Raw genomic sequence first — 26,623 nt, 5'->3', positions numbered from 1 at the left:
AGCTACGTAACAATCATTATGTTTTTTTCTTCAACAATCGGCAGTGTGTGCATTTTTAGAAATAGCTGAGCCGTTGCTATCACATCACCCTGGCAGTACTTTCTGATCCGCTCCAGGCCATTTTTATCGGTGTAATATACCTCATTTACCCTGGATCCATCAATATCCGATTTGCTGGAAGGAATATCAAAAATGGTTGTCAGGAGATCCAGAGAGGTAAAATTTTTACGATCACCAAATTTCCAAAGTTCCAGGGTGTCCAAAAAGTTGACTTCCCACGGCTTCTTGCCGGAGTTGTCCAGCACATAAGGGAGCTTAAGGCCGTTTATAAGCATACGCCGACTCAAGTAGGGGAAATCAAATTCTTTCCCATTGTGTGCACATAACCTTAATCGATCAGGATCAAATTTTGTTTCCAAAAAGGTTTTAATTTTTGATAACAATGCCTTTTCATCATGGTCAGCCATAGAGGTAGTGCGTATAGCCAGGTTACCATCTTCCAGCTCATGAAAAATGGCAAAAGCCACACAGATCACTTTCCCAAACTCGGCATAGATCCCGGCACGCCCGGCAAACAACTCATCCGGTGTAAGATCCTCCTCATTCCTGAGAAATCCTGCTTTTCGCTCCCAGTGCTTCCTTAATGCAGGTTTCAGCTTCGAATAGTCATCCGTGGAGGCTACGGTTTCAATATCCAGAATAAGAAGGTCTTTGAGGCGATGATCCATATGGTGGATTTATTGGTGTAAAACCCCTTCCATATCGAGTTCTTCTATGAAAGTGAGGTTTTCTGCTATAATGGTCTCAGGCACAAAGATGTACTTTTTATCATACAACCGGCCATCTATAAAAAAACTTACCCAATACTCATTGTTGAGGTGAAACACCTGCTCATCTATTGGCTCGATAAGCGCATATTCTCCGGGCTCAATATGCGGGATCATGTGACGCAGTATAGAGGTTTTTTGCTTTTCGCCATTTTTCTCACCATATCCTTTGCTGGTGACCATGACCGTATCCAGCTTTTTGTCATGCCTGTTGAGTAAGAAAACCTTCCACTGATCTTCAGACTCATCTTTCACAATGGTCACATACACATTTTCGATTTGCGGAAATTCTATATCCTTTTTCATTCTTTGGATCTTAGAGCTTTTCGTTTTATGAGATTCTTGCCTACAGTATAACAGTAGATACTTGAAGGTATAAATCCGAATTTTATATCATTATAGTTTCTGACTCCAACGAAAGATTCAGTTGTAACAAAAGGGGGGATTCCCGAATCAGAAAAATGTTTTTTATAGAACTCATAAACATGTTTAAGTTCATTCAATTTATCAGGATACCTATCTGAATATTTAATCTCAACCAGCCAATCTGGTGCTTCTGTTTTAGTGTCCATATGAACCATATCTATTTCGCCAACTTTCCACCTGGCATAATATAGTGCCATTCGTTCAGAATGGAGCCATTGTGAATAAATAGCTGTTTCTACCAGACTACCCCATAACTTGTCAGAAGGAGTAATAAGTCCAAATAATGCGGTCCTTAATGACGGATTTGTTAAATAAACTTTAAAGTAGTTAGCTCTTTTGAATTTCTTTGCGTTGAAATCAACCCTTTTAACAATTTTGATCAAGAAGGCTGCTTCCAGATAGGTCAAATATTTCTTGATTGTATTCTTAGACACACCGGAGTTTTGGGCCAATCCATCCAAAGATATTTCTGCTCCTGTATTATAAGCCAGAGAAGTAAATAAAGAATTCAGTTCCTGGATATCCTGAATCCCATATAAACTGGGCAAATCCCTAAGCAAAACCTTGTCCACAATATCACTACGAATAAATCTGCCAGGGTCTGATTGAATGTCTTTTGAAAAAATTACCTCAGGGTATCCTCCGTAGTTTATGTAATTCTCAAATTGAGTATTTAAAGATTTTATGTCAGTAACCTTATTAAACTTTAAATTTTCATCAAATTCCTCGTATGCATTGTTAGTAAAAAGTTCAATATCCTGAAGATCCAAAAATTCCATAAAGGTTAGAGGAGGAAGCAAGAAGTTTGTGAATCGTCCTGCTCCGGATTCATTGCTTTTAAGTTTTAGTGCAGCTGCCGCAGAACCCGAAGCTACAAACTTTACTGAATGATAAGAGTCTACCATAGACTTCAGGTGAACTTCCCATTCCTTCAAGTACTGTATTTCATCAAAAAAGATATAATAGCTATCATTAGATGTATCTGATATTGCTTCCTTAAAATATTTGAACAGTTGTTCTAGACCCAACCCGGTATATACAGGAGTTTCAATGGATAGGTAACAAATTTTCATCGGATCAACTCCTTGATCAATCAAATTTTGGATTGTGTGATATAAAAGAACCGTTTTACCTATCCTTCTTGGTCCCATTAGCACCACGGCTCTTTTAATGTCCCAATTGGTGACTAAGGGATAAAACAAATCAAAGTATGCCCTCCTTTTCATTTTATAAAAGAACGGATCTACTTTACTAGTTTCCCACCAGGGATTATCAAACTTAATTCTTTCAAGAACCTGCTCTTTACTTACTAGATTTAACTTACTCATTAAGATCAATCTTTTGATCTTACAAAGATATTAAATTTAATTAAGATCAAAATGTTGATCTTAATCGACAAGCTCCATCTCAAACAGTGCCGCAATATGCCATTTCAGCTTGTACTCAACCTCTGAAATATCCGGATCATAGCCAAGCTCCCTGTTGAGGGAAGTCACCGCCTTATCGGCTATTCCACAAGGCACGATATACCTAAAGTAATCCAGGTCTACATTTACATTGAAAGCAAAACCATGCATCGTTACCCATCGGCTGGACTTTACTCCCAGCGCACAGATTTTTCTGGCTTTAGATTCATCCTCTACATCTAACCATACTCCTGTAAGCCCTGGTATCCGGCCAGCTTCAATCCCATAGTCCTTCAATGTCAGTATCACAGCCTCTTCCAGAAGCCTTAGGTATTTGTGAATATCTGTAAAAAAATTGTCCAGATCAAGGATCGGGTAGCCCACAATCTGCCCGGGGCCATGATAGGTGATATCCCCACCGCGATTGATCTTGTAAAAGCTTGCTCTTCTCGCTTTCAGACCTGCCTCATCCAGTAGCAAATTTTCAGGCTTTCCACTCTTGCCCAACGTGAAAACATGGGGATGCGAGCAAAAAATCAGAAAATTTTCCGTAGGGATCTGCTGCGAGAGATCCAGCTTTCTGTTTTCTATTTTCCGATCTACGGTTTTTTTAAATACCGCTTCCTGGTAGTTCCAGGCTTCCTGGTAGTCTTTTAACCCCAGGTTAATAAACGTTGTTTGCTTATTTTTTTCAGACACTTATTTACCAATATAAGTCTCCAACAGCGTGACATCCCCTGAAGTTTCAAGATCATACTTCTCGATGCTGGCCGGGATCAGGATAACCTCTCCCATTTTCAGCGATTCCCTGCCACTGCCGTAATCAATATGGAGCTCACCATCCAGGCAGATGTACACCTTAAAACAATCAAGCCCGGTATGGTCCACTGAAAATCCTTCTGATAAATGCAGCTTGTTGGTAGTAAAATAAGGGCAGGATACGAGGTTTACGCGCTCATTCAGCTTATCAAGGTAAGGTGTCTTGTACTCATCGTATTTTTTATAATCAATCGCATCCAGTGCTTCCTCCACGTGTAGCTCCCGCTTATTCCCCTGATCGTCTACCCGATCAAAATCGTATATCCGGTAAGTAACATCTGAGGTCTGCTGGATCTCTGCCAGCAAAAGCCCTTTTCCAATGGTATGGACCCTTCCTGCGGGCAGAAAAAATACATCCCCTGCATGTACCTGCTCCCTGTTAAGAATATCCGTAAGCTTTCCTTCATCAAAAATCTTCTTATACATCTCTTTGTCCAGGTCCTGATTAAATCCACTGATGAGTGAAGAGCCCTCATCGGCCTGCATGATGTACCACATCTCGGTTTTCCCAAAGGAGTTGTGCCGCTTTCTGGCCAGTTCATCATCGGGGTGCACCTGGATAGACAAGTCCTGGTCCGCGTCTATAAATTTGATCAGGAGTGGAAACTCCGTCCCAAAATGTTCTTTGATCCTGCTGCCCAATAGTGCTGATCCATGTTTTTCGATAAGGTCGGTCAGCAGCATCCCGGACAAAGGCCCATTGGCCACATTGGAGATATTACCCTGTACTCCGGAAAGCTCCCAGGTCTCTCCACAGTTAGGTAAAGGTGAAAAATTCTTACCAAGAATGGTTTTGATCTTTTCTCCTCCCCAGAGCTTATCTTTAAATATCGTTTTGAATTTTAAGGGATATAACTGCACAGTAAAAATAAATTGCTAAGTGAATACAAAAACCAGGGGCAAATATGGTGAAGATTTGGCGGTTTCTTACCTGGAAGAAAAGGGTTTTGAGATCCTGGAAAGAAATTACCGCTATGGTCGGGGAGAGATTGATTTAATTGGATTGCTGGACAATAATCTTTTGGTATTCTTTGAAGTAAAACTGCGAAAAAACAATGCCTTTGGCGAACCAGAGACTTTTATAAGCAGAAATCAACAGCAAAAGATCATAGCCGCAGCGGAAGATTATATCTACGCCATCAACTGGCAGAAGGACATTCGGTTTGACATCATTTCCATCAAAGGAGATGAATTGGTCCATATAGAAGATGGGTTTTATTGACAAATTTGAGCCACTATGATCATTCAGTATAACTTGACAAAGGATTTAGTAACACTATGAAAAAAATTTACCTGATACTGCCTGTTTTATTATTTGCCTGTGGGGGAGATGAAAATGAAAAGTCTGAGTTTGAAGGAGATCCGGATTTCCGGCAGGAAATGCGAAATTTTGTGATCGGGATCAGTGACTATGCAAAAGCAGAAGATCCAGGGTTTATCATCATCCCCCAAAATGGGATAGAACTTGTAACAACAGATGGAGACCCTGGAAGTGACCAGAGCGGCGATTACTTAACGGCAATAGATGGAAATGGCCAGGAAGACCTCTTTTACGGCTATGATAAAGATGATGTACCCAGCCCTACAGAAGAAATCGAATACCTGACCGACCTTCTCAACGTTTCTAAGAATGCCGGAAATACGATCCTTGTCACAGATTACTGTTCCACTTCGGCAAACATGGATAATTCCTACCAAAAAAATCAGGAAGCAGGATATGTCTCCTTTGCAGCGGATGAACGGGAGCTGGTTAACATCCCCGGGTACCCGGATCCTATCTATGAAGAAAATGCAAATGAAGTGACCCGGCTCAGTCAGGCGAAGAATTTTCTCTATCTCATCAACCCCGAAAAGTTTACCTCCAAAACTGCCTTTATTAATGCCGTCACAAGCACCAATTACGATCTGGTCATTATCGACCTGTTCTTTCATGATGGAGTAGCCTTCACCACACAGGAAATAGAGTCCCTGAAGAGTAAAGCTAATGGAGGCTCACGGCTGGTGATCTGCTACATGTCCATTGGAGAAGCAGAAGATTACCGGTACTACTGGAAGTCAGAATGGAATTCTACCAGGCCGGACTGGATGGATCGTGAAAATCCGGATTGGGAGGGAAATTTTAAAGTCAGGTACTGGGATCCGGAGTGGCAGGCTGTCATTTACGGGGGCCAGGAAGCCTATCTGGATAAAATTCTATCGGCAGGGTTTGATGGTGTATACCTCGACATTATTGATGCATTCGAGTTTTTTGAATAAATATTTTAACAAAACAAACACCCGTCAGGCTCGTTGCTCTAAATAGAGCTTTTACATGAAGTTAAAAGAAAGAAAATGAGCAACATCAATATAAAGCACGACATGATAGGCCAGCTATTTTATGCCAAAGTGAAAGGGGGTACTGCAGAATTGCATTACGACCGTTATGGGGATGACTATTTAGATTTCACATCTACCACAGTACCTGAACCCTCGAGAAATTTTGGTATCGGCAGCCAACTTGTTCAGCAAGGGCTGGAATTTGCAAAAGGACAACAGCTCAAAGTGAAACCTTCATGCCCGTTTGTGAGGGATTACATTGAAAAGCATCCGGAGGAAACTCCTGTTACAGTATAAAAAAGCGGTGTTTCCGCCGCTCAGGTATATACTATTTGTAAAGCTCCTTCCCTGCATCATAATACTTATCACCCTCCACCCAAAAAGGTGCTTCCTTACTATTTGCAATTTTTCGACCTGCCAGTACATAAGCTCGATAGAATTTGAATAAATAATCCATATCAATGGTTTCAAATTCATCAGAGGGCTGGTGGTACGTACTCAATACCTGCTGATCAAAAGCCGTGACCCCCATTGAGAAACAAGGTGCAGGGATCCCAACTCGTGCAAAATTGACATTATCAGACCGATCAAAAAGATTTTGCTCTTTGAAGTTCTCGTCATCCTTTGCGGTAAGTCCGAAAGTCTCAAGTGCCTCCACTATATGCTCCTGAGCAGTAGTCCTGTCTAAACCAATGATAGTGGCAATGGAAGTATCGTTGTATCCGCCATTATCGCTGTTGAAGCAAAATACAATATCCTTCAGTGCTACAGGGCTATTCTCTACATACCATTCGCTACCCAGAAGACCTTTCTCTTCACCTGCAAAAAGCACAAACAATGAGGAACGTTTAGTGGAGTACTTTGCGAGATTTTTGGCAGCTTCTAAAACAGTCACTGTGCCTACAGCATTATCACGGGTACCATTGTAAATATCATCGCCTGTACTATCCGGTCTGCCTACCCCCACATGATCATAATGTGCAGTGTAAGCTACGTACTCATCTTTCAGAGAAGCATCTGTTCCTTCTACATAGCCTACAACATTACTCACTTCAAATCGCTCAACTCCGGCTCCACTAAAATTGACCTCCAGCTCACCTGAAGCTTTAAAGGCCTTACTGCCAGCTCGATCAATATCGTTCATCCATATGGAGACAAAATCATCCTCTTCTTCCCCCTTATCCAGAGTGATCCGTTCACCGCCTAAATAACGAACTAACAATCGCCAGGGAATCTGCTGAGAGTTGTACAACTCTATAAGCGCCACACCCCCGGCTTCTTTTACCCTGGCCCTCTTTTCCCCGGACATACGAAACCAGGCTCTGGGGCTTTGTTCTACTCCATCACCAATACCTGCAACTACTATCTTGCCATTTACGTCAGCTTTTTCCAGCTCATCCGGATTAGCGTTGGGTAAAAACACATATTCGCCTGACCAATTAATATTTCCGCCACTGAGAAGCAAAAAATCTTCTTCCAGGGCAAAGACAGTAGTATCCGTCCTGATAAGTCCTTCACCGGGTTTACGGATCTTTTTCATAGATACAGGCTGTAAATAATCCGGGTATTCGGGAAAAGCTTTTACACCATACAACTCCAGTTGCGTTTTTATGTACTCAGCAGCTACTTCCAATCCCTGTGACGGGGTGTCTCTACCTCTTAAAGCATCGGAGGAAAGAAACTTTAGATGGGTTGCGATGTAAGATTTATCAACGGTCTTTTCGGTGATCTTCTTGTCTTTCTGAGCGAAAGCTAATCCGGATACAAGTAATGCGAGCGCTATTAAAAAGGTCCTCATTTATCAAAATAAGTTTAGGGGTATTACAAAGAATGAAAGATAAACAGATGCACAATAATGATTGGTCTGAAATTCAACCAACGGCAACATAAAGAGGAATAAGGAAAATAAAGCGGACAAATTTTATATCTTCGTTTACGCAATCGATTGATTAATTCCTTAGATCTAAGAAATTTAAAATGATGAGCAGAAATTTTTTGACCGTTTTTCTCGCCTGTACCTTACTCCTTCTTTCATGCCAAACCGATTCAAATCAGGGTCTCGTCTTAAACGAAAAAGACTATTTCGAGACCAGGGGTTTAAATGTTCTTGTTTTCAGTAACTGGTACAATGGCCTTTTCAGTGACTCCAAAATGAGTGGAGTAGAACTTATCCATCACGAGGTACGCACCGCCACGAATGGTGATGTGCGATTAAGTCCCACTCCTGAACAGTGGGATCCTATACCTGAATTTGTAGAGCGAAAAGTTGACCATGAGAACAAAACTATTGAAGCATTCCTTAGGTATCCGGGCTATGATTTTAACTACAGCATCCGGGCTGTCGCCGATGGATCAAAGATAAAGATCAGTGTAATTCTGACGAATGAACTTCCAGCTGAGCTGAAAGGAAAAGCCGGCTTTAACATGGAATTTCTGCCGCCTGTATACTTTGAAAAAAGTTACGTGATGGATGGCCAACCAGGAACCTTCCCCCTATATCCGAGCAGTGATATGGAGATCGAAAACGGAATAACAAACCCGCTCCCGCTGGCCAAAGGCTCCGAACTGGTTCTGGCTCCTGAAGATCCTGAAAGGAAAGTATCGATAACCTCTGGAAAAGGTCAATTAATGCTTTATGATGGTCGGAATAAAGCGCAGAACGGCTGGTATGTAGTGCGAACTCTTTTACCGACAGACGAAACAGGGGAGGTCCTGCATTGGACTATAAAAGCAAACACCATTACTGACTGGGTTCGTCAACCGGTCATTGGTCACTCACAGCAGGGCTACCACCCAAATCAGCCCAAAAAAGCGGTTGTTGAGCTGGATCTGACTGACCGATCAAGCAGGCTCATCGAGCTGGTAAGGGTGGAAAAAGACGGATTTGAAAATACGGCATTAAAAGAACCCCTCAGTCCATGGGGAAGCTATCTCCGCTATCGATATAGCACCTTTGACTTCACAGAAGTTAACAAACCGGGGATTTATTACCTAAAAACAGGTGACACTAAAACCAAAGCCTTTAGAATAGCGGAAGATGTCTATGCTACAGCCTGGCAGCCCACGTTGGACATATTTTTCCCGGTACAAATGGACCACATGGCGGTCAATGAAGCATACAGGGTATGGCATGGCAAATCCCACATGGACGATGCTCTGCAAGCACCCACAGACCACGTTCATTTTGACCTGTACGCCCAGGGGCCAACCACCGACACACCCTATAAACCAGGTGAGCATATACCAGGGCTAAACGTGGGAGGCTGGTACGACGCAGGTGATTATGACATCCGTACACAGACCCAATGCTATGTCATCCAAAACCTGGTAAGTACCTGGGAAAAGTTTGGAATTGCCCGCGATCAAACACTTGTAGACTATAACCAGGGTTACGTGGACATGCACTACCCGGATGGAAAACCAGATCTGCTACAACAGATAGAGCATGGTGCGCTCGCGCTCCTGGCCCAGCACCGGGCTGTAGGGCACGCCATTCCCGGAATTGTAGCCTCGCATATTTCCCAGTACACACACCTGGGGGATGGAGTAACCAAAACTGATAACCTCATTTATTCTCCAGCATTGGACAGCTTCAAAACCGATGGGTTCAGGAGTGGTACTTTTGATGACCGGTGGGCATTTACTTCGCGATCCACGCCCCTAAACTACCGGTCAGCAGCGGCATTGGCAGCAGCCAGCAGAGCCTTAAACGGCTATGATGATGATCTCGCAAATGAATGCTTGCAAACTGCCATTGCGGTTTGGAGTGAGGAGCATGGTAAGGAGCCGGATATTTTCCAGCATGGAAACACCACCGGAGGCGCTTTAGATGACGAAGAGCTCAAAGCCGCCGTCCAGTTACTGGTCACAACCAAAGACCAGCAATATGCTGACAGAATTGAGGAACTATGGCCGACCATCGACCAAAAGTTCTTTTTTCATGCTTCCCGGGCTGCAGCAATTGCTCCCCTGATGAATGAAGAATTTGTAAGTAAAGTAAGAGTCAGAGCAGAAAAACATAAGGTCTGGATGGACTCACTTGAATATCAGAATCCGTACGGTGTACCCGTGACCGCCGGTGGCTGGGCAGGAAGTGGGGCCGTGGTTGGTTTCGGGTTGGCAGCTTATGACCTACACAAGGCCTTTCCTGGTATCGTTGGTCCTGAATATGTCTTCAAAGCTGTTAATTACATCTATGGATGTCATCCCGGATCAGATATATCCCTGGTATCCGGCGTAGGGACCAAATCAAAAATGGTAGCATACGGCACGAACAGGGCCGACTATTCTTACATTGCGGGTGGTGTGGTTCCCGGAGTGTTAATCCTCCCTCCGGATTTTCCTGAAAACAAGGAAGACTGGCCGTTTCTCTGGGGTGAAAACGAATATGTAGTCTCTGTAGGCTCCTCGTATCTTTACTTGGCCAATGCGGCCAATGAGCTGGTCAAATCCAGGTAGTGCCGTTTTCTAAAAGGACCGACAACTGATCGCCGGGCATTCGATTTTACATCAGGTGGAGGATTTCCGGCATCCCTTTGAGAGAGACTTCATTATTTGTGTACATGGACTCATAAATTTTATCCAGGATAAACATATCCCGCTGGCCCATTTCGCCGCTGACGATACTCTTTTGTTTATTTAAAATACACCTGGCAAAGTCATCCATCTGAAGCGCTTGCTGGTTTATTTCAGGAAAAGTGATGGGTCCTTCATGGGTCCTCCCTTTGAGCCCGTTATAACTATATGCGGGTTCCAACTCCCAGTTACCATTCTCAGCTACCGACCTGGTATACCCATACTGTTCCTCATAGCTGGTTTTGATGAGGTTTTTCACGCCAGACTTAAATCTGAACGTTGCCTCCAGTGAGCCTTCTATTTCTTTATAAAAGTCAGTATCAATAGTGGTATCTATAGCTCGAACATGCGTGGGAAGCTCTCCGAGTGTATAGATCGCGCTTTGAACAGCATAGATACCTACGTCCATTAGTGGTCCACCACCGGCCATTTGCTTATCAAGACGCCAGCGTTTCTTATCTCTCAATGGAAAAGCAAAACCATTATTGGTCTCTAGCACCGGACCAAAAACTTCCTTCTGACCAAGACGCATAACTTCCAGATTATAGGGGTCAAAATGTAGCCTGTAGCCTACAGAGAGCATACGATCTGCCTTTTTACAGACCTCCACCATTCGTACTGCATTTTCATAAGTGGTGGTCATCGGTTTTTCGCAGATCACATGTTTACCGGCCTGAGCAGCTCTGATGGCGAACTCTGCATGCATGGAGTTGGGGAGGACCACATAGATGATATCGATATCTTCATTATCCGCTATCTCATCATAGTTGCTATAGTTGTAGATATTGCTATCAGGAATATTGTATTGATCTGACCATTTATCTGCTTTTTCCGGAGTACCTGTAACTATGCCGGCGAGATAGCATAGCTCAGTTTCCAAAAGCGCAGGACCGAGTTGGCCTGTGGCATAACCACCCAGACCTACTAGTGCAATGCCCAGCCTGGTTTTTGGTTTCTGGCTTGAACAACTTAAAAAGGGTAAAGAACCGGCAACTCCAATTCCGCCTGCGGCTTTCAGGGAATCAGCTAAAAATTTCCTTCTTTTCATGATCGGTTTTGGATTTGATTGGCTTGAGTCAGGCATAAGATAGCCTTATTTTCCCGCTAATTCAACTTTAAAATGAATCCGGATAGTCCACCAGGACTATTTCTTATACTTCACTCCTGCAGAATCAGGCCGCTCTTCGTCAGGATTTTTATAGAAAGGCACTACGGTATCCAGCAACCCAACACGGATGCTATTCCACAAATAATTAAAAAAGCCTTTGTTTTGATAACGAATGAAATAAATGGTTCCTTCTTTGAAAGTAAGACTGTCGGAACGTCTATTTTTACTCTTCAGGGCCGCATTTCCAAACACGCTTTTTAGCCATTGCCTCTCCCGGTTTTTATCAAAGACATTTACTTTGAGATCCGAGTATTCAAAAGAAAGATTCCCTTTTGAGGCGTATTGATCACCCCTGATATTAAAATGCATTCTATGTACATCTCCTGTAGCTTCCACACCAGTAAGAGGGGCCAAAACCTGGTTAACATAAGTCACCGGCATAGCTCCCAAATTCCCAACCACATTGAAAACTTCGTTTTCAGAGCTCATATCCATGCGAATGGTAGTATTCAGCAATCCACGTCCCATAAATTGACATTGGACATCCAGGGTAGTAACCGGATTTGTGTCAAGGGCACGGGCTTCATTCGAAAGGTTATAAGCTGTCATGTATAGGTCACGGAAGTAAATCTTCCCGGCCCGAGGAAACCTCACCGGCTGCTGCTCATAAGCAATGTAGCCCTCTTCAAATACCAAAGTATCCAGGGTAATCGTAAGGGGTAATTCCTTAATCAGCTGGCTCAGCAATGGCTGAATTTTCGGAGGCGGGTCCGGTTGCCGCTTATCCTTAAAAATGGTAACTCTTGGTGCCCTGAGAATGGTTTTTGGTGATGTGATCCATAAATGATTATCGCTTTCTATATCCCAGAGAAGTCGTTTTGAGCTGAGCATCTCCACCTCCACTTCAAACTGCTCTTTTTCGTGAGGATATTTTCTGGTCAGCTCTACAGGAGATAAAAGAGAGCTTAGTTTTAGTTGGTTTATGCTAAAAGCAGTATCAACAATCCGGAGATTTTTTCCTGACAACAGATAATGCTCACTCACCCTTACTTTCAAACTATCTATACCTATTTGAGACCTGCTGAATTCGAGAGGAAAAACATGCTGGATAGTACCTGAATCTACTAAAATGTCCTGAGCTGAAATAGAAAGGCCATCTACCCGCACCAGATCCTGGAGGCTATCCTTCCTCTTTACCAAAAAATCTCCATTGACAAGCCTGAAATCCTTAACTTCAATCTGTGTGAAAACTTCCTTGATAAAAAGATTGATTTTTTCCCTCTCTTCAATGGTAGTCCTCAACTGAGGTAAAATAATCTCTACGCCGAGACTATCTATTGAAAAGCGTCTTACACCCAGCTTTTTATTCATCAGGAGATCCCAAAAACTAAAGCCACTAATGGACGCATGGCTTGCAGTAGCATGGATTTCCACCCTGGAATCACTTTCCTCACTAGCCAGGTGAAAAACGGGCTTATAAAGCTTGGCAGAGCGATCCCAAAGGCTATAACTGTAATCTGCAATAGTAACTTTGTCACCAAGGACTTTTGGCAGACGCTCTTTGGCAAGATAATCCACTAAAAAATAAACCCCTGCCAGAATCGCTACGAATAGGAGAGCAGATATGACAATTAATTTCTGTCTGTTCATTAAAGAAACTAACCGTTAATAATCAAAATCGTTCAGTTCATTCTCCAGCGTAGATTTTTACTACAGGATTTTCTTCTTCTCTGAGGTAGCCCCGGTACATACCTGATGTATTAAATGGCATGGCTACGTTTCCGTACTGATCAAGGGCTATCATCCCCCCGGAGGCCTCCATTTTAGTCAGTTTATCCATAACTGTCTGTGCAGCCTCCTCCACGCTGAGTCCTTTATACTCCATAAGGGCTGATACATCGTGTGCAGCAGCTGCCCGAATGTAATATTCTCCATGTCCGGTCCCGGAAAAACCACAGGTATTATTATTCGCATAGGTTCCGGCACCTATCACCGGCGAATCTCCTATCCGGCCCCATTTTTTATTAGTCATCCCTCCGGTAGAAGTGGCAGCACATATATTTCCATTCCTGTCCACTGCCACTGCACCTACCGTACCAAATTCTTTTTCCTGCTTTTTGACAATGCGTTCCAGCTGTCTGGCCCTTCTTTCGGTTTTAAAATAATCCGGCTCCACGATATCCAGACCCTGCTCTGCTGCAAAAGCATCAGCCCCATCCCCGGCCAGCATAACATGTGGAGAATTCACCATAACTTCATATGCCGCTAAAATTGGGTTTTTGATCGTCTTCACGCCAGCTACCGCCCCTGCATTCAAATCACTCCCTCTCATAATACTTGCATCAAGTTCATTTTCTCCGGTTGCGGTAAATACTGCGCCTACTCCCGCATTAAAGAGTGGTGAATTTTCCATTAATACAACCGCCTGTTGCACCGCTTCACAGCTCGATCCTCCTTCCTCCAGCACTTTATAGCCGGCAGCCAGTGCTTCCTTAAGTTTTTTGCGGTAAGCCACCTCAGTCACTGAGTCCATATTTTCTTTTTTGATTGTACCGGCACCGCCATGAATAACTATAGCAATTTTTTTATCAGGTCCTTTTACCGAACTTTCTACTTTGTTTGCCGGTTGACAGGAAATAAACAGCACAAACAACAAAAAGCCTAAATATTTCTGAATGAGGGGGTTGTTATTCAGCATTGTTTTATATTTTGGGTTGATGTGTTACTTTAGCGGAATAAAATTTCCGCATTATTAAAGCAAAATAGACGAAATGGCTGAGAAGACTAAATATTCTACTGAAGAATTGAAGGAGTTCGAGGAACTCATCAATCAGAAATTGGAGAAGGCGAGAAACGAACTGAATATTTTAAAAAGTTCTCTCACAAGAAGTTCTGACGATGGTGCCGACGCTTCACAGGGAGCTGTCAAAACCCTGGAGGACGGGGCAGATACCGCTGAGAAAGAACAACTCAGCCAGCTGGCCGGTCGGCAACAAAAATTTATCAACAACCTGGAAAATGCTCTGATCAGGATCAAAAACGGCACCTACGGCATTTGTGTAGATACCGGAAAGCTGATCAGCAAAGAGCGCCTGAGAGCTGTACCTCATACCATGCATTCTATTGAGGCCAAGCTCAACAATGTGAAGTAAATGGATTACCTGGCTAACCACATTGAGGCCCTTATCTTTTGCTCGCCAAAGCCAATAACTGATAAGGAGATTCAGTCGTGCCTTAAAGAAATGTTTGAAGCGGATGTGCCGCTGAAAGACATTGCGGCAGGTATTGAAAAGCTGGATAAGAAATATCAGGACGATGAGTATTCTTTTGGTCTTACACAAAGTGGAGGTGGTTATCAGTTTCTTACAAAGCCAGCCTATCAGGCTAGCATAAGCATATTGCTAAAGCAGCAATCCAAAAAGCGTCTGTCCAATTCAGCCATGGAAACGCTTGCTATTATTGCTTACAAGCAGCCTATCACCAAGTCGGAGATTGAGCAGATCAGAGGAGTTAATTGCGACTATGCCGTCAATAAGCTTCTGGAAAAAGAACTGGTGGAAATTAAAGGGAAAGCGGATTCTATTGGTAAGCCATTACTGTACGGCACTAATCAGCAGTTTATGGATTACTTTGGCATCAACGATGTTAAAGACCTGCCTACCCCTAAAGATTTTGTGCAAGAGGATGAGAATGTCATAGGGGAAGAAGAAAACTAAATGAAAGGTAAAAGACCATCCAAACCCACTTTCAAGAAGGGGAAAGGAGCAAAAACGAGCTTTGAAGAAAAGCCCAAAGAAACCCGACTGAACAAATACATAGCAAACGCAGGGGTTTGTTCGCGCCGGGATGCAGATCAGCTGATTGCAGACGGCAAAATCCAAGTCAATGATGAGACCATCACCGAGATGGGGTTTAAAGTAAAAGCCGGCGATGTAGTAAAATATCAGGGCAAAGTCCTGAAGGGTGAAAAGCTACAATATGTACTCCTCAACAAACCATCAGACTTTATCAGTACAATGTCTGATCCTCACAATCGCAACACCGTAATGAACCTGGTCAAAAAAGCCTGTGAAGAGCGGATCTATCCTGTAGGACGATTAGACCGGAACACCACTGGCTTATTACTTTTTACCAATGACGGGGATCTGGCAAAGAAACTCACACACCCATCATATCGAATCAAAAAAATCTACCAGGTGACCCTGGATAAGCCCATTACCAACCAGGACTTTGATGATATCTTAAATGGCGTGGAACTGGAGGATGGCATGGCTACTCCTGACGAAATGGCGGTTGTGTCCGAAGATCGGCAGATTTTGGGAATTGAAATTCACATTGGCAAAAACCGAATAGTTCGCAGGATCTTTGAGCACTTTGGCTACCAGGTCGTAAAACTGGACCGGGTCATGTTTGGTACTCTTACCAAAAAGAATCTTCCACGCGGAAAGTATCGACATCTTTCTCCAAAAGAGATTATCCAGCTCAAAAACCTGTCGTAAAGAAGCTATAAACCGCATTCTGGTAGTTTCTTTCAACAAATTTAGTATGCATGCATACTAAATCCATGACTTTTATTAACTTCGAAGGAATGAGGGATCAAGCAATATTTCCGGGGACATGGAAAAATGGGATACCAGATCGTAGCAGCCGGGGGTCTCTCGCAGATGACGCAAATCGGCGCAGAATTACACTTTCAATAAAAAATTTCTGCGGGAATCAGCGTAATCAGCGGGAACCTTAACCTAACTTCCAAGTGTAATCCCCAGGTTTTACCGCTTAATCCGAACTGAGGTGGCTCAATCTTATGGAGAGGGGGAGCACAGTGGATACGATTTCATCCACTCGGAAAGACATAAAAAAAACCCAGACGATTCTGTCTGGGTTAAAAAAGTGGTGCTGAGTGGACTCGAACCACCGACTCACGGATTTTCAGTCCGATGCTCTACCACCTGAGCTACAGCACCGTTTTTGGGAGGTGCAAAACTAGATAATATTTGAGAACGTGCAAATATTTTATTTAAAATAACTTACGAGAGAAAAAACAACTGGTACCATGATTTCACAGATAGCTTTTATAGCTGTACTTGCTTTTTTTGGATTCTTATTGTTTAAAAGGATCCGAAGAATACGTAAAAACATCAATCTCGGAAGGCCACACTCTACTTCCGGTAACACTTCAGAACGACTCAAAACCATGCTTTTGGTTGCTTTTGGTCAGAAGAAAATGTTTAAAAGGATCTTACCAGCCTTTTTCCACTTTCTTATCTATATCGGTTTCATTTTGATTAACATTGAAGTGCTGGAGATCATTCTTGACGGGCTACTGGGCACACACCGTTTATTCGCTCCTTTTCTGGGTTCTTTTTACGCGGCACTGATCAGCTTTTTCGAAATTCTGGCCGTGCTGGTCATTATAGCCTGCGTGATTTTTCTTATCAGAAGAAATATCCTGAGACTTCCACGCTTTACAAAGGTAGAGATGAAAGGGTGGCCTACCCTCGATGCTAATCTCATTCTGGTCATTGAGATTGTGCTTATGGTTGCCATCCTGTCCATGAACTCCAGCGATCTGGTACTGCAGGCCCGGGGAGCAGATCACTATGCACAAACTGGCACCTTCCTCGTCAGTGGCCTTATGGTTCCGCTTTTTGACGGGTTTCCCACAGGATCATTGTTTGTAGTAGAGCGGGTAGCCTGGTGGCTTCATATCATTGGCATTTTTGCATTTGCTGTCTACATCACCTACTCCAAGCACCTGCATATCTTCATGGCCTTTCCAAATACCTATTATAGCAGGCTTACGCCAAAAGGGAAAATGATCAACATGGAAGAAATCACCAATGAAGTGAAGATCATGCTCGGAATGAGTGGCGGAGATGAATCAGCACCCCCGCCTGATGGTCTCCGGTTTGGCGCTAAGGACGTCAATGACCTCACCTGGAAAAACATCATGGATGCCTATGCCTGTACGGAATGTGGACGCTGCACCTCTGAGTGCCCGGCAAACCTGACCGGCAAGAAGCTTTCACCGAGGAAAATCATGATGGATACCCGCGATCGGGCAGAAGAAGTAGGGCGCTCGCTGGAAAAAGGCGGAAAAGGGCTGGAAGATGGTAAATCCCTTCTTGGCGATTACATTACCAAAGAAGAGATCAATGCCTGCACGAGCTGCAATGCCTGTGTAGAGGCCTGCCCGGTTAATATCAACCCTCTGGATATTATTTTACAGAGCAGGCGCTATGTGGCAATGGAAGAATCTGCAGCTCCACCAGCCTGGAACTCTATGTTTTCCAACGTAGAAACCAACTTTGCCCCATGGAAATTTGCACCGACGGATCGGTTCAGGTGGGCTGAAGAAATGAAAGAAAGCTAAATTTAAAAGCATTAAAAGAAAGATATGACTAACATCCAAATACCTATCATGGCTGATCTGGCCGCCAAAGGAGAATCCCCTGAAGTATTGTTTTGGGTAGGCTGTGCCGGATCATACGATGATCGTTATAAAAACGTAACCAAAGCCTTTGTAAAGATCCTCAACAAAGTAGGGGTAAAGTTTGCCGTACTTGGACCTGAAGAAACCTGTACTGGAGATCCTGCCCGCAGAGCCGGCAATGAATTTCTTTTCCAGATGCAAGCCATGGCTAACATACAGGTTTTGAATGGCTATGAGATCAAAAAGATCGTAACAGCCTGCCCGCACTGTTTCAATACCATCAAAAATGAGTACTCTGATCTTGGAGGTAATTATGAGGTCATCCACCATTCACAATTTTTGCAGGACCTGATCGACCAGGGAAAAGTTTCTTTGAAAGGGGGTGGAGAATTCAAAGGAAGAAAAATCACCTATCATGATTCTTGTTACCTGGGCCGTGCAAACAATGTATACGAGGCTCCACGTAAAGTTTTGGAAGCGCTGGATGCGGAGCTGGTAGAAATGAAACGCTGCAAAACTAAAGGGCTATGCTGTGGTGCCGGCGGAGCTCAGATGTTTAAAGATGCTGAACCTGGAAATAAAGAAGTCAACATCGAACGTACGGAAGAGGCCCTGGAGACCAAAGCAGGTACTATTGCAGTGGCTTGTCCTTTCTGTATGACCATGATGTCTGATGGGGTAAAAAACAAAGAACGTGAAGAAGATGTTAAAGTTCAGGATTTAGCGGAACTCATTGCAGAAGCTGAGGGTTTAAATGGCTAAATTTGAGCTATGACCACAACACTGACCATAGATACCATGCCCGATCATGCCCGGTTATGGATATACCAGGCAAACAGACCGTTTACAAAGGAGGAAGAAGATCAGATCAGTCAAACCACTCAGGCCTTTCTTGACCAGTGGGCAGCACATGGACAAAAACTCAAAGCTGCATTTAGCATAGAACATCACCAGTTTATCGTCATTTCAGTTGACGAATCATTTAACCTGGCAAGCGGATGCAGCATCGATGCCTCTGTAAACCTCATCAGAAAGATCCAGGACACGTTTGATCTGAACCTTCTTGACCGGACAAGAGTGGCTTTCTGGATCGAAAATCAGGTGGTGATGTATCCGTTATCAAAACTAAAGGATGCCATTCACAAAGGCCAGATCACAGGGGAGACACCTGTGTTCAATAACCTGGTACAAAATGCAGGAGAGTGGAAAAATAACTGGATAGTGCCGGCACAAAGCACCTGGCTCAATCGTTATTTCTCCTGAGGGTTTAAGTAGTTTGCCGTTGTTATTCCGGTTAGAAGCACTAATTCCTCAATTTTTCGTTAGTTTAGGGTATAGTTCTATCCGTATGAAATGAGCATGATGCCGGGACACGTAGTCCAGTCTCAACCCAAAACATTGATATGATCAAAGGGTTGTTACAAACCGCCTACCCGGCCCGACTGATTTCATCAATTTTAAACGCATGAAAGTAAGGGACATATTTTATTTAGCGGTCATAGCTTTTATCATTCAGTCATGTGCCAGTCAGATGGCTGGAAAAAGTTTTGAAAAAGGAGAGTACGACCGTGCGATTGAGTTGTATAAAAGGGGCCTGAAACCGCAAGATGGTTTCGAGAATTTTATGATTGCTGAAGCCTATCGTAAATCAAACCGGCTCAAAGAAGCAGCCCAGTACTACAACAACGCCATAAATGGCGGATATGAGGAGCCAGGCCTTACTTATTATTACGCCAGGTCACTCAAGGCCAACCAACGATACGATGAAGCCGAAAAAGTCCTTAATGAATACATAACCACGGCAGGCGGAGATCCGGATTTCAAAGAATTGGCCAGGTACGAATTAGAAAACCTAAATAAAGTCGATGTATTAGCTTCCGAGCAAAACTACTATCGGATCAAAAATCTGGAAGAGCTAAATACAAAGTATGCAGAATACTCACCGGTTTACATGAACAACTTCTTATACTTCACTTCTAACCGCCACGGGGGTAAAATTTATGGAGTGACCGGCACCCCGTTCACCGATATTTATCGTGTACGAACCCGCGGAGCAAATGTGGAAATACAGACTCTTGAAGCCCTTGAGCCAATTATCAATCATTCTGATGTGAACGAAGGATCGATAGCGATCTCCCGGGATGGGACCTCATTAATTTACGCTAAGGGGAACACAGGAAAAGCCACCGGCAATACGGAAGTAAACCTGTATTTTACCCGGTTTAGGATTGGGAACTGGACCGAACCACGACCACTCAGCATCAATGACCCGGACTCCTGGGATTCTACCCCGGCTCTGACTCCTGATGGCACCACCCTGTATTTTTCCAGTACCAGGGAAGGTGGCTATGGAGGGGCTGACCTATATTCTGCACAGCTAAACCGGCGAGGACGCTGGGTGGATGTACAAAACCTGGGACCTGCCATTAACACACCGGGAGATGAGGCATTTCCATTTGTATCAGAGGATGGCCGGTTGTATTTTGCATCAGACGGGCATCCTGGTTTTGGAAATCTGGACCTGTTTGCAGCAACACGTACCAGAGGTAAGATTACGATAGAAAACCTGGGCCAGCCTATGAACTCCTCTGCGGATGATTTTGCACTTTACCAGTTTGACCTTACCCGGGGTTTCTTCTCCTCCAACCGACCTGGCGGAAAAGGAGATGATGATATCTATACCTTTGTCAACGATGATCCGGACCTGAAGATTGTCAATTACTTTGTGCAGGGAATTACCGTAACCACTGATGACGGAAACCAGGAGATCCTCTTGCCAAACACCAAAGTATCATTGGTAGCCACAGATGGTGAGGTAGTCAACGAAGCATTTACCGGAGAAGACGGAGCATTTAAATTCCGCGTATACCCGGAAGAAGACTATAACTTGATTGGAGAAAAAACAGACTATTTCACTACAAGGAAGGAATTTTCAACAATCGGAAAGAGTGTGAATAAAGATACCCTTAGTGAACTCATTACCAATGTCACCTTCAATACGAAGGTTATGATGGACCGAATCGTGCTGGAAAAACCAATTGTGCTCAACAATATCTATTATGACCTGGATAAAGCCAACATCAGGCCCGATGCGGAGCCCGTTCTCGACAGTCTGGTAACCATCATGAATGATAACCCTGATATCTACATTGAACTCGGTTCCCATACGGATGCTCGTGCCCCGGATGACTACAACATGGATCTGTCTCGAAGAAGGGCTCAGTCGGCAGTAAATTATATTATCAGGAATGGGATCAATCCGGAACGCATTGTGGCTAAAGGATATGGAGAAACCCAGCTGATCATAAAGGACGCCCAAACAGAGGAGGAACATCAGAAAAACCGACGAACAGAATTTAAAGTACTCCGCTACGACCCTCGAGAGCGAAATGATGACCTGCCTCCTGTGGAAGAAGCAGACGAGTATGATCGGTTCTTTGATGATGAGGGTGATTAATCCGCTGACCTTCAATTAACTTCGCGCCAAATTCGATAAAAATTTGGCACAGCATCTTAGATTTTTCTTCAGCAAAAAAGACAGCGTCCTAATAGGACTTGTTTTCATGATGAACAGTTTGCTGTTTGGCAACTGGGTCACCCGTATTCCCAGCATGAAAAATGCCCTGGGCCTTAGTGAAGCAGAGCTGGGTCTGGCTCTCCTGGGCGCACCAATTGGTGCTTTGTTCATTATGCCCTTTTCCGGCTGGATCATAGCCCATTTCCGTCTGGGGAAAACGGTCTGGTCCAGCGGATTAATCCATTCCCTGTCTTTACCGCTACTTGCACTGGCAGACTCTTTTTGGTCATTGACACTGGCCCTGGTCTTTTTTGGGCTTACCAACTCGATCATGGACATCTCCATGAACGCTACAGCTGCTGCTACGGAGCGAGCCCTGAAAAAGAATATCATGTCCACATGTCATGGGATGTGGAGCGTAGGAGCCATGCTGGGATCTGGATTGGGAAGCATCCTGGTAGGCATAAATGTCTCTACTTTCGCACACCTGGCCGGTACAGCGCTCTTCGTTTGCTTGCTGCTCTTCAGCTTATTCAAAAGTCTTTTGGCATATCATGAAGAAAAACGCTCCGGGGATAAAGTGTTTGCAATACCCAATAAAACGCTACTATTGCTGGCCCTGATGGGGTTTTGTATCATGGTGAGTGAGGGTGGTATTGCTGACTGGAGTGGCGTATATATGCGAGATAACCTCCATGCCAACGCCTATCTCACGGGTATTGCTTACGCGGGATTTTCCCTGTTGATGGCTGTTGGTCGCCTTATCGGAGACGCCATTATTCCAAAATTCGGGAAAAAAGCAATAGTTTCCTTCGGCGGATTTCTGGGAGTAATCGGACTTGGTACTTCGCTCCTGGTAGGCCATCCCATTGTAGCCATCGTCGGCTTTTCCATTGCCGGGTTTGGATACTCCTGTATCGTTCCCGTGCTGTTTATTACTGCAGCAAATGAGCCCGGATACTCATCAGGAGCGGGAATAGCCTCCGTGACCACCATTGGTTACACGGGTTTCTTAATCGGCCCCCCACTTATTGGCTTCCTGGCAGAGGCTTACAGTCTTCCTGTAGGACTGGGGTTTATTGTTCTGTGTTCATTACTGGTAGGACTGTTGTCTCTGACCATAAAATTCAAATGATTTACTTTCTTTGCGTAAAAAAATTCCCATGTCTGATCGCTACGCAAAACGAGGAGTATCTGCCACCAAAGATGATGTGCATGCCGCCATAAAAAATGTGGACAAGGGGCTTTTCCCAAAAGCTTTTTGCAAAATAGTACCGGATCTGCTGGCCAAAGATGACGACTACTGCACCATCATGCATGCAGATGGAGCTGGCACTAAATCCTCTCTGGCATACATGTACTGGAAAGAAACCGGAGACCTGTCCGTATGGAAAGGCATTGCACAGGATGCGGTGGTCATGAATACAGATGACCTGCTGTGTGTGGGATGTACGGAAAACATTCTCCTCTCCTCCACCATCGGAAGGAATAAAAACCTGATCCCGGGTGAAGTGATCTCTGCCATAATCAATGGTACCGAAGAGGTACTGCAAATGCTCCGTGATCAGGGAATTGACATCATCAGTACCGGTGGTGAAACGGCAGACGTAGGTGACCTGGTCCGTACGATCATCGTGGACAGTACCGTGACTGCCCGTCTCAAAAGGGATGAAGTAATCAGCAACGATGGTATCAAACCAGGCAATGTGATTATCGGGCTGGCTTCTTATGGACAAGCTTCTTATGAAGATACTTATAATGGAGGTATGGGCAGTAACGGACTGACCTCCGCCCGCCACGATGTATTTGATAAAATCTATCGCGATAAATACCCTGAAGCCTATGACCCTGCTGTAGATCGTGAGTTGATCTTTTCCGGCAGCAAAAAGCTTACTGATCCTGTACAGGACAGCCCGCTGGATGCCGGCAAACTTGTTCTTTCGCCTACGAGAACCTACGCTCCGGTAGTCCGGCAGATCTTATCTGAGCTTCCTAAACGAATCGATGGAATGGTGCACTGTAGTGGAGGAGCTCAAACAAAAGTCCTTCATTTCATAGATAACCTGAAAGTCGTAAAAGATAACCTGTTCGATATACCCCCGCTCTTCAAATTGATTCACGAGGAAAGCGGTACGGACTGGAAAGAAATGTACCAGGTGTTTAACATGGGACACCGATTTGAGCTCTACCTGGATGAAGCTTATGCACAAACTGTGATCGATATAGCTACCTCATTTGGTATTGAAGCTCAAAGAGTGGGTCATGTAGAAGCTGCCCGGACGAAAGAAGTCATCATCAAATCCCCTGGCGGGACTTACAGCTACCAATAAATGATTATAGTACCAGATCTTTCTGACCAAAAAGTCAAACTTTCACTACTAAAAGAAACTGATTTTGACGGCTTGCTAAAAGCAGGCCAGGATCCTGATATCTGGAGATGGTTCCCTGTGGTCTTATCAGATCCGGATACATTAAAAAGCTGGATGGAAAAGTTGCTGGGTGACCACCAGGCAGGAGTTCGTGTTCCTTTCACGATCCGTGACGTACAAACGGACAAGGTCATTGGATCGACCAGTTACATGCACATAGCTGCTGCAGATCTGTGTCTGGAGATCGGCACCACCTGGATTGATAAAGCTTATCACGGCTCAGGAATTAATTTCAATATGAAATACCTTCTACTTAAACATGCGTTTGAGGCTATGGGCTACTACCGCGTGGAGTTCAGAACTGATGTGCTCAATGTCCGGTCAAGAAAAGCCATCGAAAAACTGGGAGCAGTGCAGGAGGGCATCTTTCGAAATCACCGGTTTAACCAATCAGGCGGAAGGAGAGATTCGGTGATTTACAGTATTGTGAAAGAGGAATGGCCAGCTGTAAAAGGGACTCTTTTGAAAAAAAGCATTTAACAAAAAACATAGGAAGCCAGAGGTCGTTTCAAATAGATAGAATCGATTTACCGGATATCAGTTATGAGAAAATTTCTGATAGCCGCCTTTATCTTGCTTTTATTTAATTCGCTACAAGCTCAGGACTCTCTCAGGCTGCAGCTTCGTAGTGAGTTTTATCCGATCTACAGCAACTTCCTGAGTTCTGTTGGCGAGGGGCTGGGTATAGAAATTCAGAAAGAAGTTTCAAAAAACTCAAGCGTTGGCATCAGCTACGGCAAATTTCTCTTTGACCAGTCATCAGCAAGAAACCTCGAAATCCTTTTTTACAACCGGTCAGATACTCATCAAAGCATAAATGCCAGTGTAGGGTTAGGTTTCTTCGTAAGGCAGTGGAGTGACTCTTCCCCGAAAATCCGAGACACCTTATCAGGTACCAGGATGATTTATACCACCGGATATGTAGTTTCACTTGGAGTGATCGGGCGTCTTCGGGAGCAGGTGAGTATATCCACCAGGGTAAATTTCAGCAATAATACAAATGCCAAAGCAACTTATTCTCTTCGACAGGGTATCATCATCCGTTTTTGATGCATTAGTTTTGAGACATGATCGTTTCAAAACCCAAGACGAATACCATTACTGCACTGAGTGTTTTCGTTCTGCTGATCTTTGCTGCATTTTTCATGCTGCTCAACAGCCTGCTGACTAACCAGGCTTATTTCATTCTCAAGCTTATTCTCACTCCCATTGTGCTGGTTATCGGACTCATCGTACTGAGTAAGCTTCTTGCCTCCATCAAGGTGGTAAAGCTGGGGGACAACAAACTCCGGATTTTTTACCCGGTCACTCGGCTCAAGATAAATGTGGACGTAAAAGATATCCTGGGCTGGCGTGAAGAAGTGATCAAAACAAAAAATGGTGAATTTAGAGAAGTAAAGATCCTGTATACCAGGAAAAAGATCCTGAAACTCTCCAATCGTGAAAACAGTGAATATGAAGCGATAGTGAAGTACCTGAAAAAGAAGGTAAAAGTCAGTAAGTAAATTTCTTTGATTACAATTACAGTTAAGCGACGGTAAAATACCGGTCTGGCTAAAGCCTGACCTAAGAGCTACCTGGGATCAGACACGGTCGGTCAGACACGGTCGGTGAGACTTTAAGTCGGATCGAAAATAAGACGAAGCAGGACTAATCGCGATTTTTATCGCTTTTTTCGGGATCCCGGTCCCGCCACCAGCTGGCCAGTGCAGATCCGGTAATGTTCATCATAGGTCCGAAAACGGCCGGAGCAAGACCTACAGTGGCCACTTTCCCCATCTGCAAAGCAATCCCGGAGGCCAGACCGGAATTTTGCATGCCCACCTCTATAGCAATGGTACGACAGGAAGCTTCGTCCATCCGAAAAAGCCGACAAGACCAGTAGCCCAGGAAATAGCCAAGTCCATTGTGGATAACACTGGCAGCCACCAGCGCCAGACCAATCTGCAGCAGACTATCCCTGCCGGATGCGGTAATAATAGCGATCACCACAGCGATGCTGATCATGGAAATTCGGGGCATTGCATCATCCAGCCATTTGGTTTTGCCATGGAGTAATCGGTTGAAAAGCAAGCCACCTATGATCGGTAGAATAACAATCCTGATGATCCCCCACATCATACTCCAGAAATCAATCGGCACGAGTTGTCCTGCCAGTAGCTTCATAAGCAAAGGAGTAGTAAGAGGCGCTAGCAAAGTTGCCACAGCGGTGAGGGTCACGGACAGTGCGAGGTTTGCCCGGGCTATGTAAGTCATCACATTACTAGCCAGCCCACTTGGTGAAGACCCGACCAAAATCACCCCTGCAGCAATGGCAGGAGGGAAGCCAAACAGGTAAGTGAGGGAGACACCAACGATCGGCATGATGGTAAACTGGCAGGTCAGACCAATAAATACCGCCCTGGGACTTTTTATCACTTCGCCAAAATCCTTCAAACTCATAGCAGTGCCCATCCCAAACATAATGATCTGCAAAAGGGGTATGATCAGTGTTTTCAATTCAAACGTTCTCCAGGTCTGTAGCACAGAAGGGTAATACATCGCCACTGAAACGGCCGCAAACACCCACATAGCAAAAACAAACCCTTTAGCCAGCGGATGTTTTTGAATTCCCAGGGCGAGGAAAACAAAAAAAGAAACAGCATACGGACCAGTGGCGGATAAGCCATCTGTAAAGAAAAAGTAACCAAAAAGAATTGCTGCCAGGCCGGCAAGAACTAAAAAGTACGACGGTTTGAATTGCATAAGATATGATCTATAATTTTCT

26 protein-coding genes and 1 tRNA gene are annotated in these 26,623 nt (G+C 44.2%); 16 read left to right on the top strand and 11 right to left on the bottom strand.

Going from position 1 to position 26,623, the window contains the following annotated elements; genetic code table 11:
* Positions 1 to 2: 2 nt before the first annotated feature.
* The 5 genes from AC3E9V_RS24410 to AC3E9V_RS24390 are packed head-to-tail and all read right to left on the bottom strand — an operon-like array spanning position 3 to position 4,339.
* On the bottom strand, positions 3 to 728 hold the full coding sequence (locus AC3E9V_RS24410; protein ID WP_488750786.1) for a 3'-5' exonuclease: 726 nt from the start codon (positions 726 to 728) through the stop codon (positions 3 to 5).
* Between the two features lie 9 nt (positions 729 to 737).
* Positions 738 to 1,133 (bottom strand): hypothetical protein, encoded by a 396-nt coding sequence (locus AC3E9V_RS24405; RefSeq protein WP_488750785.1) that lies wholly within the window; start codon positions 1,131 to 1,133, stop codon positions 738 to 740.
* Positions 1,130 to 2,581: an ATP-binding protein gene (locus AC3E9V_RS24400; protein ID WP_488750784.1), complete on the bottom strand. Its 1,452-nt coding sequence runs from the start codon at positions 2,579 to 2,581 to the stop codon at positions 1,130 to 1,132. Before AC3E9V_RS24400 ends, AC3E9V_RS24405 begins: the two co-directional genes overlap by 4 nt.
* Positions 2,582 to 2,641: 60 nt before the next feature.
* Positions 2,642 to 3,358 carry a lipoyl(octanoyl) transferase LipB gene (gene lipB, locus AC3E9V_RS24395; RefSeq protein WP_488750783.1) on the bottom strand — a complete coding sequence of 239 codons (717 nt, stop codon included), beginning with the start codon at positions 3,356 to 3,358 and terminating at the stop codon, positions 2,642 to 2,644.
* Positions 3,359 to 4,339, bottom strand: coding sequence for a type I phosphomannose isomerase catalytic subunit (locus AC3E9V_RS24390; RefSeq protein WP_488750782.1), 981 nt, complete (start codon positions 4,337 to 4,339; stop codon positions 3,359 to 3,361).
* A 19-nt stretch (positions 4,340 to 4,358) separates the two neighbouring features.
* Between AC3E9V_RS24390 and AC3E9V_RS24385 the strand changes: the two genes are divergently transcribed.
* From AC3E9V_RS24385 to AC3E9V_RS24375, 3 genes are all read left to right on the top strand, one after another.
* Complete coding sequence (locus AC3E9V_RS24385; RefSeq protein ID WP_488750781.1) at positions 4,359 to 4,700, top strand: YraN family protein; 342 nt, start codon at positions 4,359 to 4,361, stop codon at positions 4,698 to 4,700.
* Between the two features lie 56 nt (positions 4,701 to 4,756).
* The gene (locus tag AC3E9V_RS24380) at positions 4,757 to 5,734 is read left to right on the top strand and encodes an endo alpha-1,4 polygalactosaminidase (RefSeq protein ID WP_488750780.1); all 978 of its coding nucleotides are present in this window, start codon (positions 4,757 to 4,759) and stop codon (positions 5,732 to 5,734) included.
* Positions 5,735 to 5,809: 75 nt separating this feature from the next.
* Entirely contained in the window at positions 5,810 to 6,091 is a 282-nt protein-coding gene (locus AC3E9V_RS24375; RefSeq protein WP_488750779.1) for a GNAT family N-acetyltransferase, read from the top strand.
* 31 nt (positions 6,092 to 6,122) lie between these two features.
* On the opposite strand, the gene AC3E9V_RS24370 is transcribed toward AC3E9V_RS24375, so the two are convergent.
* Positions 6,123 to 7,592, bottom strand: a complete 1,470-nt coding sequence (locus tag AC3E9V_RS24370; protein WP_488750778.1) for a M28 family peptidase — start codon at positions 7,590 to 7,592, stop codon at positions 6,123 to 6,125.
* Positions 7,593 to 7,771: 179 nt separating this feature from the next.
* Here AC3E9V_RS24370 and AC3E9V_RS24365 point away from each other — a divergent pair, with 179 nt between their 5' ends.
* Positions 7,772 to 10,252, top strand: a complete 2,481-nt coding sequence (locus tag AC3E9V_RS24365; RefSeq protein ID WP_488750777.1) for a glycoside hydrolase family 9 protein — start codon at positions 7,772 to 7,774, stop codon at positions 10,250 to 10,252.
* A gap of 46 nt (positions 10,253 to 10,298) precedes the next feature.
* On the opposite strand, the gene AC3E9V_RS24360 is transcribed toward AC3E9V_RS24365, so the two are convergent.
* From AC3E9V_RS24360 to AC3E9V_RS24350, 3 genes are all read right to left on the bottom strand, one after another.
* Complete coding sequence (locus AC3E9V_RS24360) at positions 10,299 to 11,417, bottom strand: Gfo/Idh/MocA family protein (protein WP_488750776.1); 1,119 nt, start codon at positions 11,415 to 11,417, stop codon at positions 10,299 to 10,301.
* A gap of 96 nt (positions 11,418 to 11,513) precedes the next feature.
* A complete protein-coding gene (locus AC3E9V_RS24355; protein ID WP_488750775.1) occupies positions 11,514 to 13,127 on the bottom strand; it encodes a hypothetical protein in 1,614 nt (537 codons plus the stop codon).
* A gap of 37 nt (positions 13,128 to 13,164) precedes the next feature.
* On the bottom strand, positions 13,165 to 14,175 hold the full coding sequence (locus AC3E9V_RS24350; RefSeq protein ID WP_488750774.1) for an isoaspartyl peptidase/L-asparaginase family protein: 1,011 nt from the start codon (positions 14,173 to 14,175) through the stop codon (positions 13,165 to 13,167).
* 73 nt (positions 14,176 to 14,248) lie between these two features.
* Between AC3E9V_RS24350 and AC3E9V_RS24345 the strand changes: the two genes are divergently transcribed.
* Genes AC3E9V_RS24345 through AC3E9V_RS24335 form a run of 3 tightly spaced genes read left to right on the top strand, consistent with a single transcriptional unit; the run spans position 14,249 to position 15,976 of the window.
* Complete coding sequence (locus AC3E9V_RS24345) at positions 14,249 to 14,629, top strand: TraR/DksA family transcriptional regulator (RefSeq protein WP_488750773.1); 381 nt, start codon at positions 14,249 to 14,251, stop codon at positions 14,627 to 14,629.
* Positions 14,630 to 15,193, top strand: coding sequence for an SMC-Scp complex subunit ScpB (scpB, locus tag AC3E9V_RS24340; RefSeq protein ID WP_488750772.1), 564 nt, complete (start codon positions 14,630 to 14,632; stop codon positions 15,191 to 15,193). It begins immediately after the preceding gene.
* Complete coding sequence (locus AC3E9V_RS24335) at positions 15,194 to 15,976, top strand: pseudouridine synthase (RefSeq protein WP_488750771.1); 783 nt, start codon at positions 15,194 to 15,196, stop codon at positions 15,974 to 15,976. It begins immediately after the preceding gene.
* Between the two features lie 392 nt (positions 15,977 to 16,368).
* Here the strand turns inward: AC3E9V_RS24335 and AC3E9V_RS24330 are convergent.
* Positions 16,369 to 16,441: transfer RNA gene (locus AC3E9V_RS24330), tRNA-Phe, on the bottom strand.
* Positions 16,442 to 16,530: 89 nt separating this feature from the next.
* On the opposite strand from AC3E9V_RS24330, the gene AC3E9V_RS24325 reads away from it, so the two are divergent.
* The 9 genes from AC3E9V_RS24325 to AC3E9V_RS24285 all read left to right on the top strand — a co-directional run bounded on the left by AC3E9V_RS24325 (position 16,531) and on the right by AC3E9V_RS24285 (position 25,361).
* Positions 16,531 to 17,850 (top strand): 4Fe-4S dicluster domain-containing protein, encoded by a 1,320-nt coding sequence (locus tag AC3E9V_RS24325; RefSeq protein WP_488750770.1) that lies wholly within the window; start codon positions 16,531 to 16,533, stop codon positions 17,848 to 17,850.
* Positions 17,851 to 17,874: 24 nt separating this feature from the next.
* The gene (locus tag AC3E9V_RS24320; protein WP_488750769.1) at positions 17,875 to 18,672 is read left to right on the top strand and encodes a (Fe-S)-binding protein; all 798 of its coding nucleotides are present in this window, start codon (positions 17,875 to 17,877) and stop codon (positions 18,670 to 18,672) included.
* A gap of 9 nt (positions 18,673 to 18,681) precedes the next feature.
* Positions 18,682 to 19,173 (top strand): hypothetical protein, encoded by a 492-nt coding sequence (locus AC3E9V_RS24315; protein WP_488750768.1) that lies wholly within the window; start codon positions 18,682 to 18,684, stop codon positions 19,171 to 19,173.
* Positions 19,174 to 19,375: 202 nt separating this feature from the next.
* Positions 19,376 to 21,367: a CHU_0125 family OmpA-like outer membrane integrity protein gene (locus AC3E9V_RS24310; RefSeq protein WP_488750767.1), complete on the top strand. Its 1,992-nt coding sequence runs from the start codon at positions 19,376 to 19,378 to the stop codon at positions 21,365 to 21,367.
* A 106-nt stretch (positions 21,368 to 21,473) separates the two neighbouring features.
* The gene (locus AC3E9V_RS24305) at positions 21,474 to 22,562 is read left to right on the top strand and encodes an MFS transporter (protein WP_488750766.1); all 1,089 of its coding nucleotides are present in this window, start codon (positions 21,474 to 21,476) and stop codon (positions 22,560 to 22,562) included.
* Positions 22,563 to 22,590: 28 nt separating this feature from the next.
* Positions 22,591 to 23,757, top strand: coding sequence for an AIR synthase related protein (locus AC3E9V_RS24300; protein ID WP_488750765.1), 1,167 nt, complete (start codon positions 22,591 to 22,593; stop codon positions 23,755 to 23,757).
* Entirely contained in the window at positions 23,758 to 24,336 is a 579-nt protein-coding gene (locus AC3E9V_RS24295) for a GNAT family N-acetyltransferase (protein WP_488750764.1), read from the top strand.
* 63 nt (positions 24,337 to 24,399) lie between these two features.
* Entirely contained in the window at positions 24,400 to 24,906 is a 507-nt protein-coding gene (locus AC3E9V_RS24290) for a hypothetical protein (RefSeq protein WP_488750763.1), read from the top strand.
* A 17-nt stretch (positions 24,907 to 24,923) separates the two neighbouring features.
* On the top strand, positions 24,924 to 25,361 hold the full coding sequence (locus AC3E9V_RS24285; protein ID WP_488750762.1) for a hypothetical protein: 438 nt from the start codon (positions 24,924 to 24,926) through the stop codon (positions 25,359 to 25,361).
* Positions 25,362 to 25,506: 145 nt separating this feature from the next.
* On the opposite strand, the gene AC3E9V_RS24280 is transcribed toward AC3E9V_RS24285, so the two are convergent.
* Positions 25,507 to 26,601: a bile acid:sodium symporter family protein gene (locus AC3E9V_RS24280; protein ID WP_488750761.1), complete on the bottom strand. Its 1,095-nt coding sequence runs from the start codon at positions 26,599 to 26,601 to the stop codon at positions 25,507 to 25,509.
* Between the last annotated feature and the right edge of the window lie 22 nt (positions 26,602 to 26,623).

The sequence above is a fragment of the Marinoscillum sp. HNIBRBA16962 genome (genome assembly GCF_057801515.1).
The sequence above is the reverse complement of the archived record's forward strand: the minus strand, read 5'-3'. Positions and strand labels throughout refer to the sequence as shown.

What these genes read in the sequence shown, in the direction of transcription:
- AC3E9V_RS24310 (WP_488750767.1), top strand. Translation starts at nt 19,376, where the DNA reads ATGAAAGTAAGGGACATATTTTATTTAGCGGTCATAGCTTTTATCATT.
- AC3E9V_RS24350 (WP_488750774.1), bottom strand. Translation starts at nt 14,175, where the DNA reads ATGCTGAATAACAACCCCCTCATTCAGAAATATTTAGGCTTTTTGTTG.
- AC3E9V_RS24365 (WP_488750777.1), top strand. Translation starts at nt 7,772, where the DNA reads ATGATGAGCAGAAATTTTTTGACCGTTTTTCTCGCCTGTACCTTACTC.
- AC3E9V_RS24280 (WP_488750761.1), bottom strand. Translation starts at nt 26,601, where the DNA reads ATGCAATTCAAACCGTCGTACTTTTTAGTTCTTGCCGGCCTGGCAGCA.
- AC3E9V_RS24405 (WP_488750785.1), bottom strand. Translation starts at nt 1,133, where the DNA reads ATGAAAAAGGATATAGAATTTCCGCAAATCGAAAATGTGTATGTGACC.
- AC3E9V_RS24325 (WP_488750770.1), top strand. Translation starts at nt 16,531, where the DNA reads ATGATTTCACAGATAGCTTTTATAGCTGTACTTGCTTTTTTTGGATTC.
- AC3E9V_RS24360 (WP_488750776.1), bottom strand. Translation starts at nt 11,417, where the DNA reads ATGAAAAGAAGGAAATTTTTAGCTGATTCCCTGAAAGCCGCAGGCGGA.
- AC3E9V_RS24315 (WP_488750768.1), top strand. Translation starts at nt 18,682, where the DNA reads ATGACCACAACACTGACCATAGATACCATGCCCGATCATGCCCGGTTA.
- AC3E9V_RS24335 (WP_488750771.1), top strand. Translation starts at nt 15,194, where the DNA reads ATGAAAGGTAAAAGACCATCCAAACCCACTTTCAAGAAGGGGAAAGGA.
- AC3E9V_RS24320 (WP_488750769.1), top strand. Translation starts at nt 17,875, where the DNA reads ATGACTAACATCCAAATACCTATCATGGCTGATCTGGCCGCCAAAGGA.
- scpB (WP_488750772.1), top strand. Translation starts at nt 14,630, where the DNA reads ATGGATTACCTGGCTAACCACATTGAGGCCCTTATCTTTTGCTCGCCA.
- AC3E9V_RS24305 (WP_488750766.1), top strand. Translation starts at nt 21,474, where the DNA reads ATGATGAACAGTTTGCTGTTTGGCAACTGGGTCACCCGTATTCCCAGC.
- AC3E9V_RS24410 (WP_488750786.1), bottom strand. Translation starts at nt 728, where the DNA reads ATGGATCATCGCCTCAAAGACCTTCTTATTCTGGATATTGAAACCGTA.
- AC3E9V_RS24295 (WP_488750764.1), top strand. Translation starts at nt 23,758, where the DNA reads ATGATTATAGTACCAGATCTTTCTGACCAAAAAGTCAAACTTTCACTA.
- AC3E9V_RS24370 (WP_488750778.1), bottom strand. Translation starts at nt 7,592, where the DNA reads ATGAGGACCTTTTTAATAGCGCTCGCATTACTTGTATCCGGATTAGCT.
- AC3E9V_RS24345 (WP_488750773.1), top strand. Translation starts at nt 14,249, where the DNA reads ATGGCTGAGAAGACTAAATATTCTACTGAAGAATTGAAGGAGTTCGAG.
- AC3E9V_RS24400 (WP_488750784.1), bottom strand. Translation starts at nt 2,581, where the DNA reads ATGAGTAAGTTAAATCTAGTAAGTAAAGAGCAGGTTCTTGAAAGAATT.
- AC3E9V_RS24300 (WP_488750765.1), top strand. Translation starts at nt 22,591, where the DNA reads ATGTCTGATCGCTACGCAAAACGAGGAGTATCTGCCACCAAAGATGAT.
- AC3E9V_RS24290 (WP_488750763.1), top strand. Translation starts at nt 24,400, where the DNA reads ATGAGAAAATTTCTGATAGCCGCCTTTATCTTGCTTTTATTTAATTCG.
- AC3E9V_RS24355 (WP_488750775.1), bottom strand. Translation starts at nt 13,127, where the DNA reads ATGAACAGACAGAAATTAATTGTCATATCTGCTCTCCTATTCGTAGCG.
- AC3E9V_RS24380 (WP_488750780.1), top strand. Translation starts at nt 4,757, where the DNA reads ATGAAAAAAATTTACCTGATACTGCCTGTTTTATTATTTGCCTGTGGG.
- AC3E9V_RS24285 (WP_488750762.1), top strand. Translation starts at nt 24,924, where the DNA reads ATGATCGTTTCAAAACCCAAGACGAATACCATTACTGCACTGAGTGTT.
- AC3E9V_RS24375 (WP_488750779.1), top strand. Translation starts at nt 5,810, where the DNA reads ATGAGCAACATCAATATAAAGCACGACATGATAGGCCAGCTATTTTAT.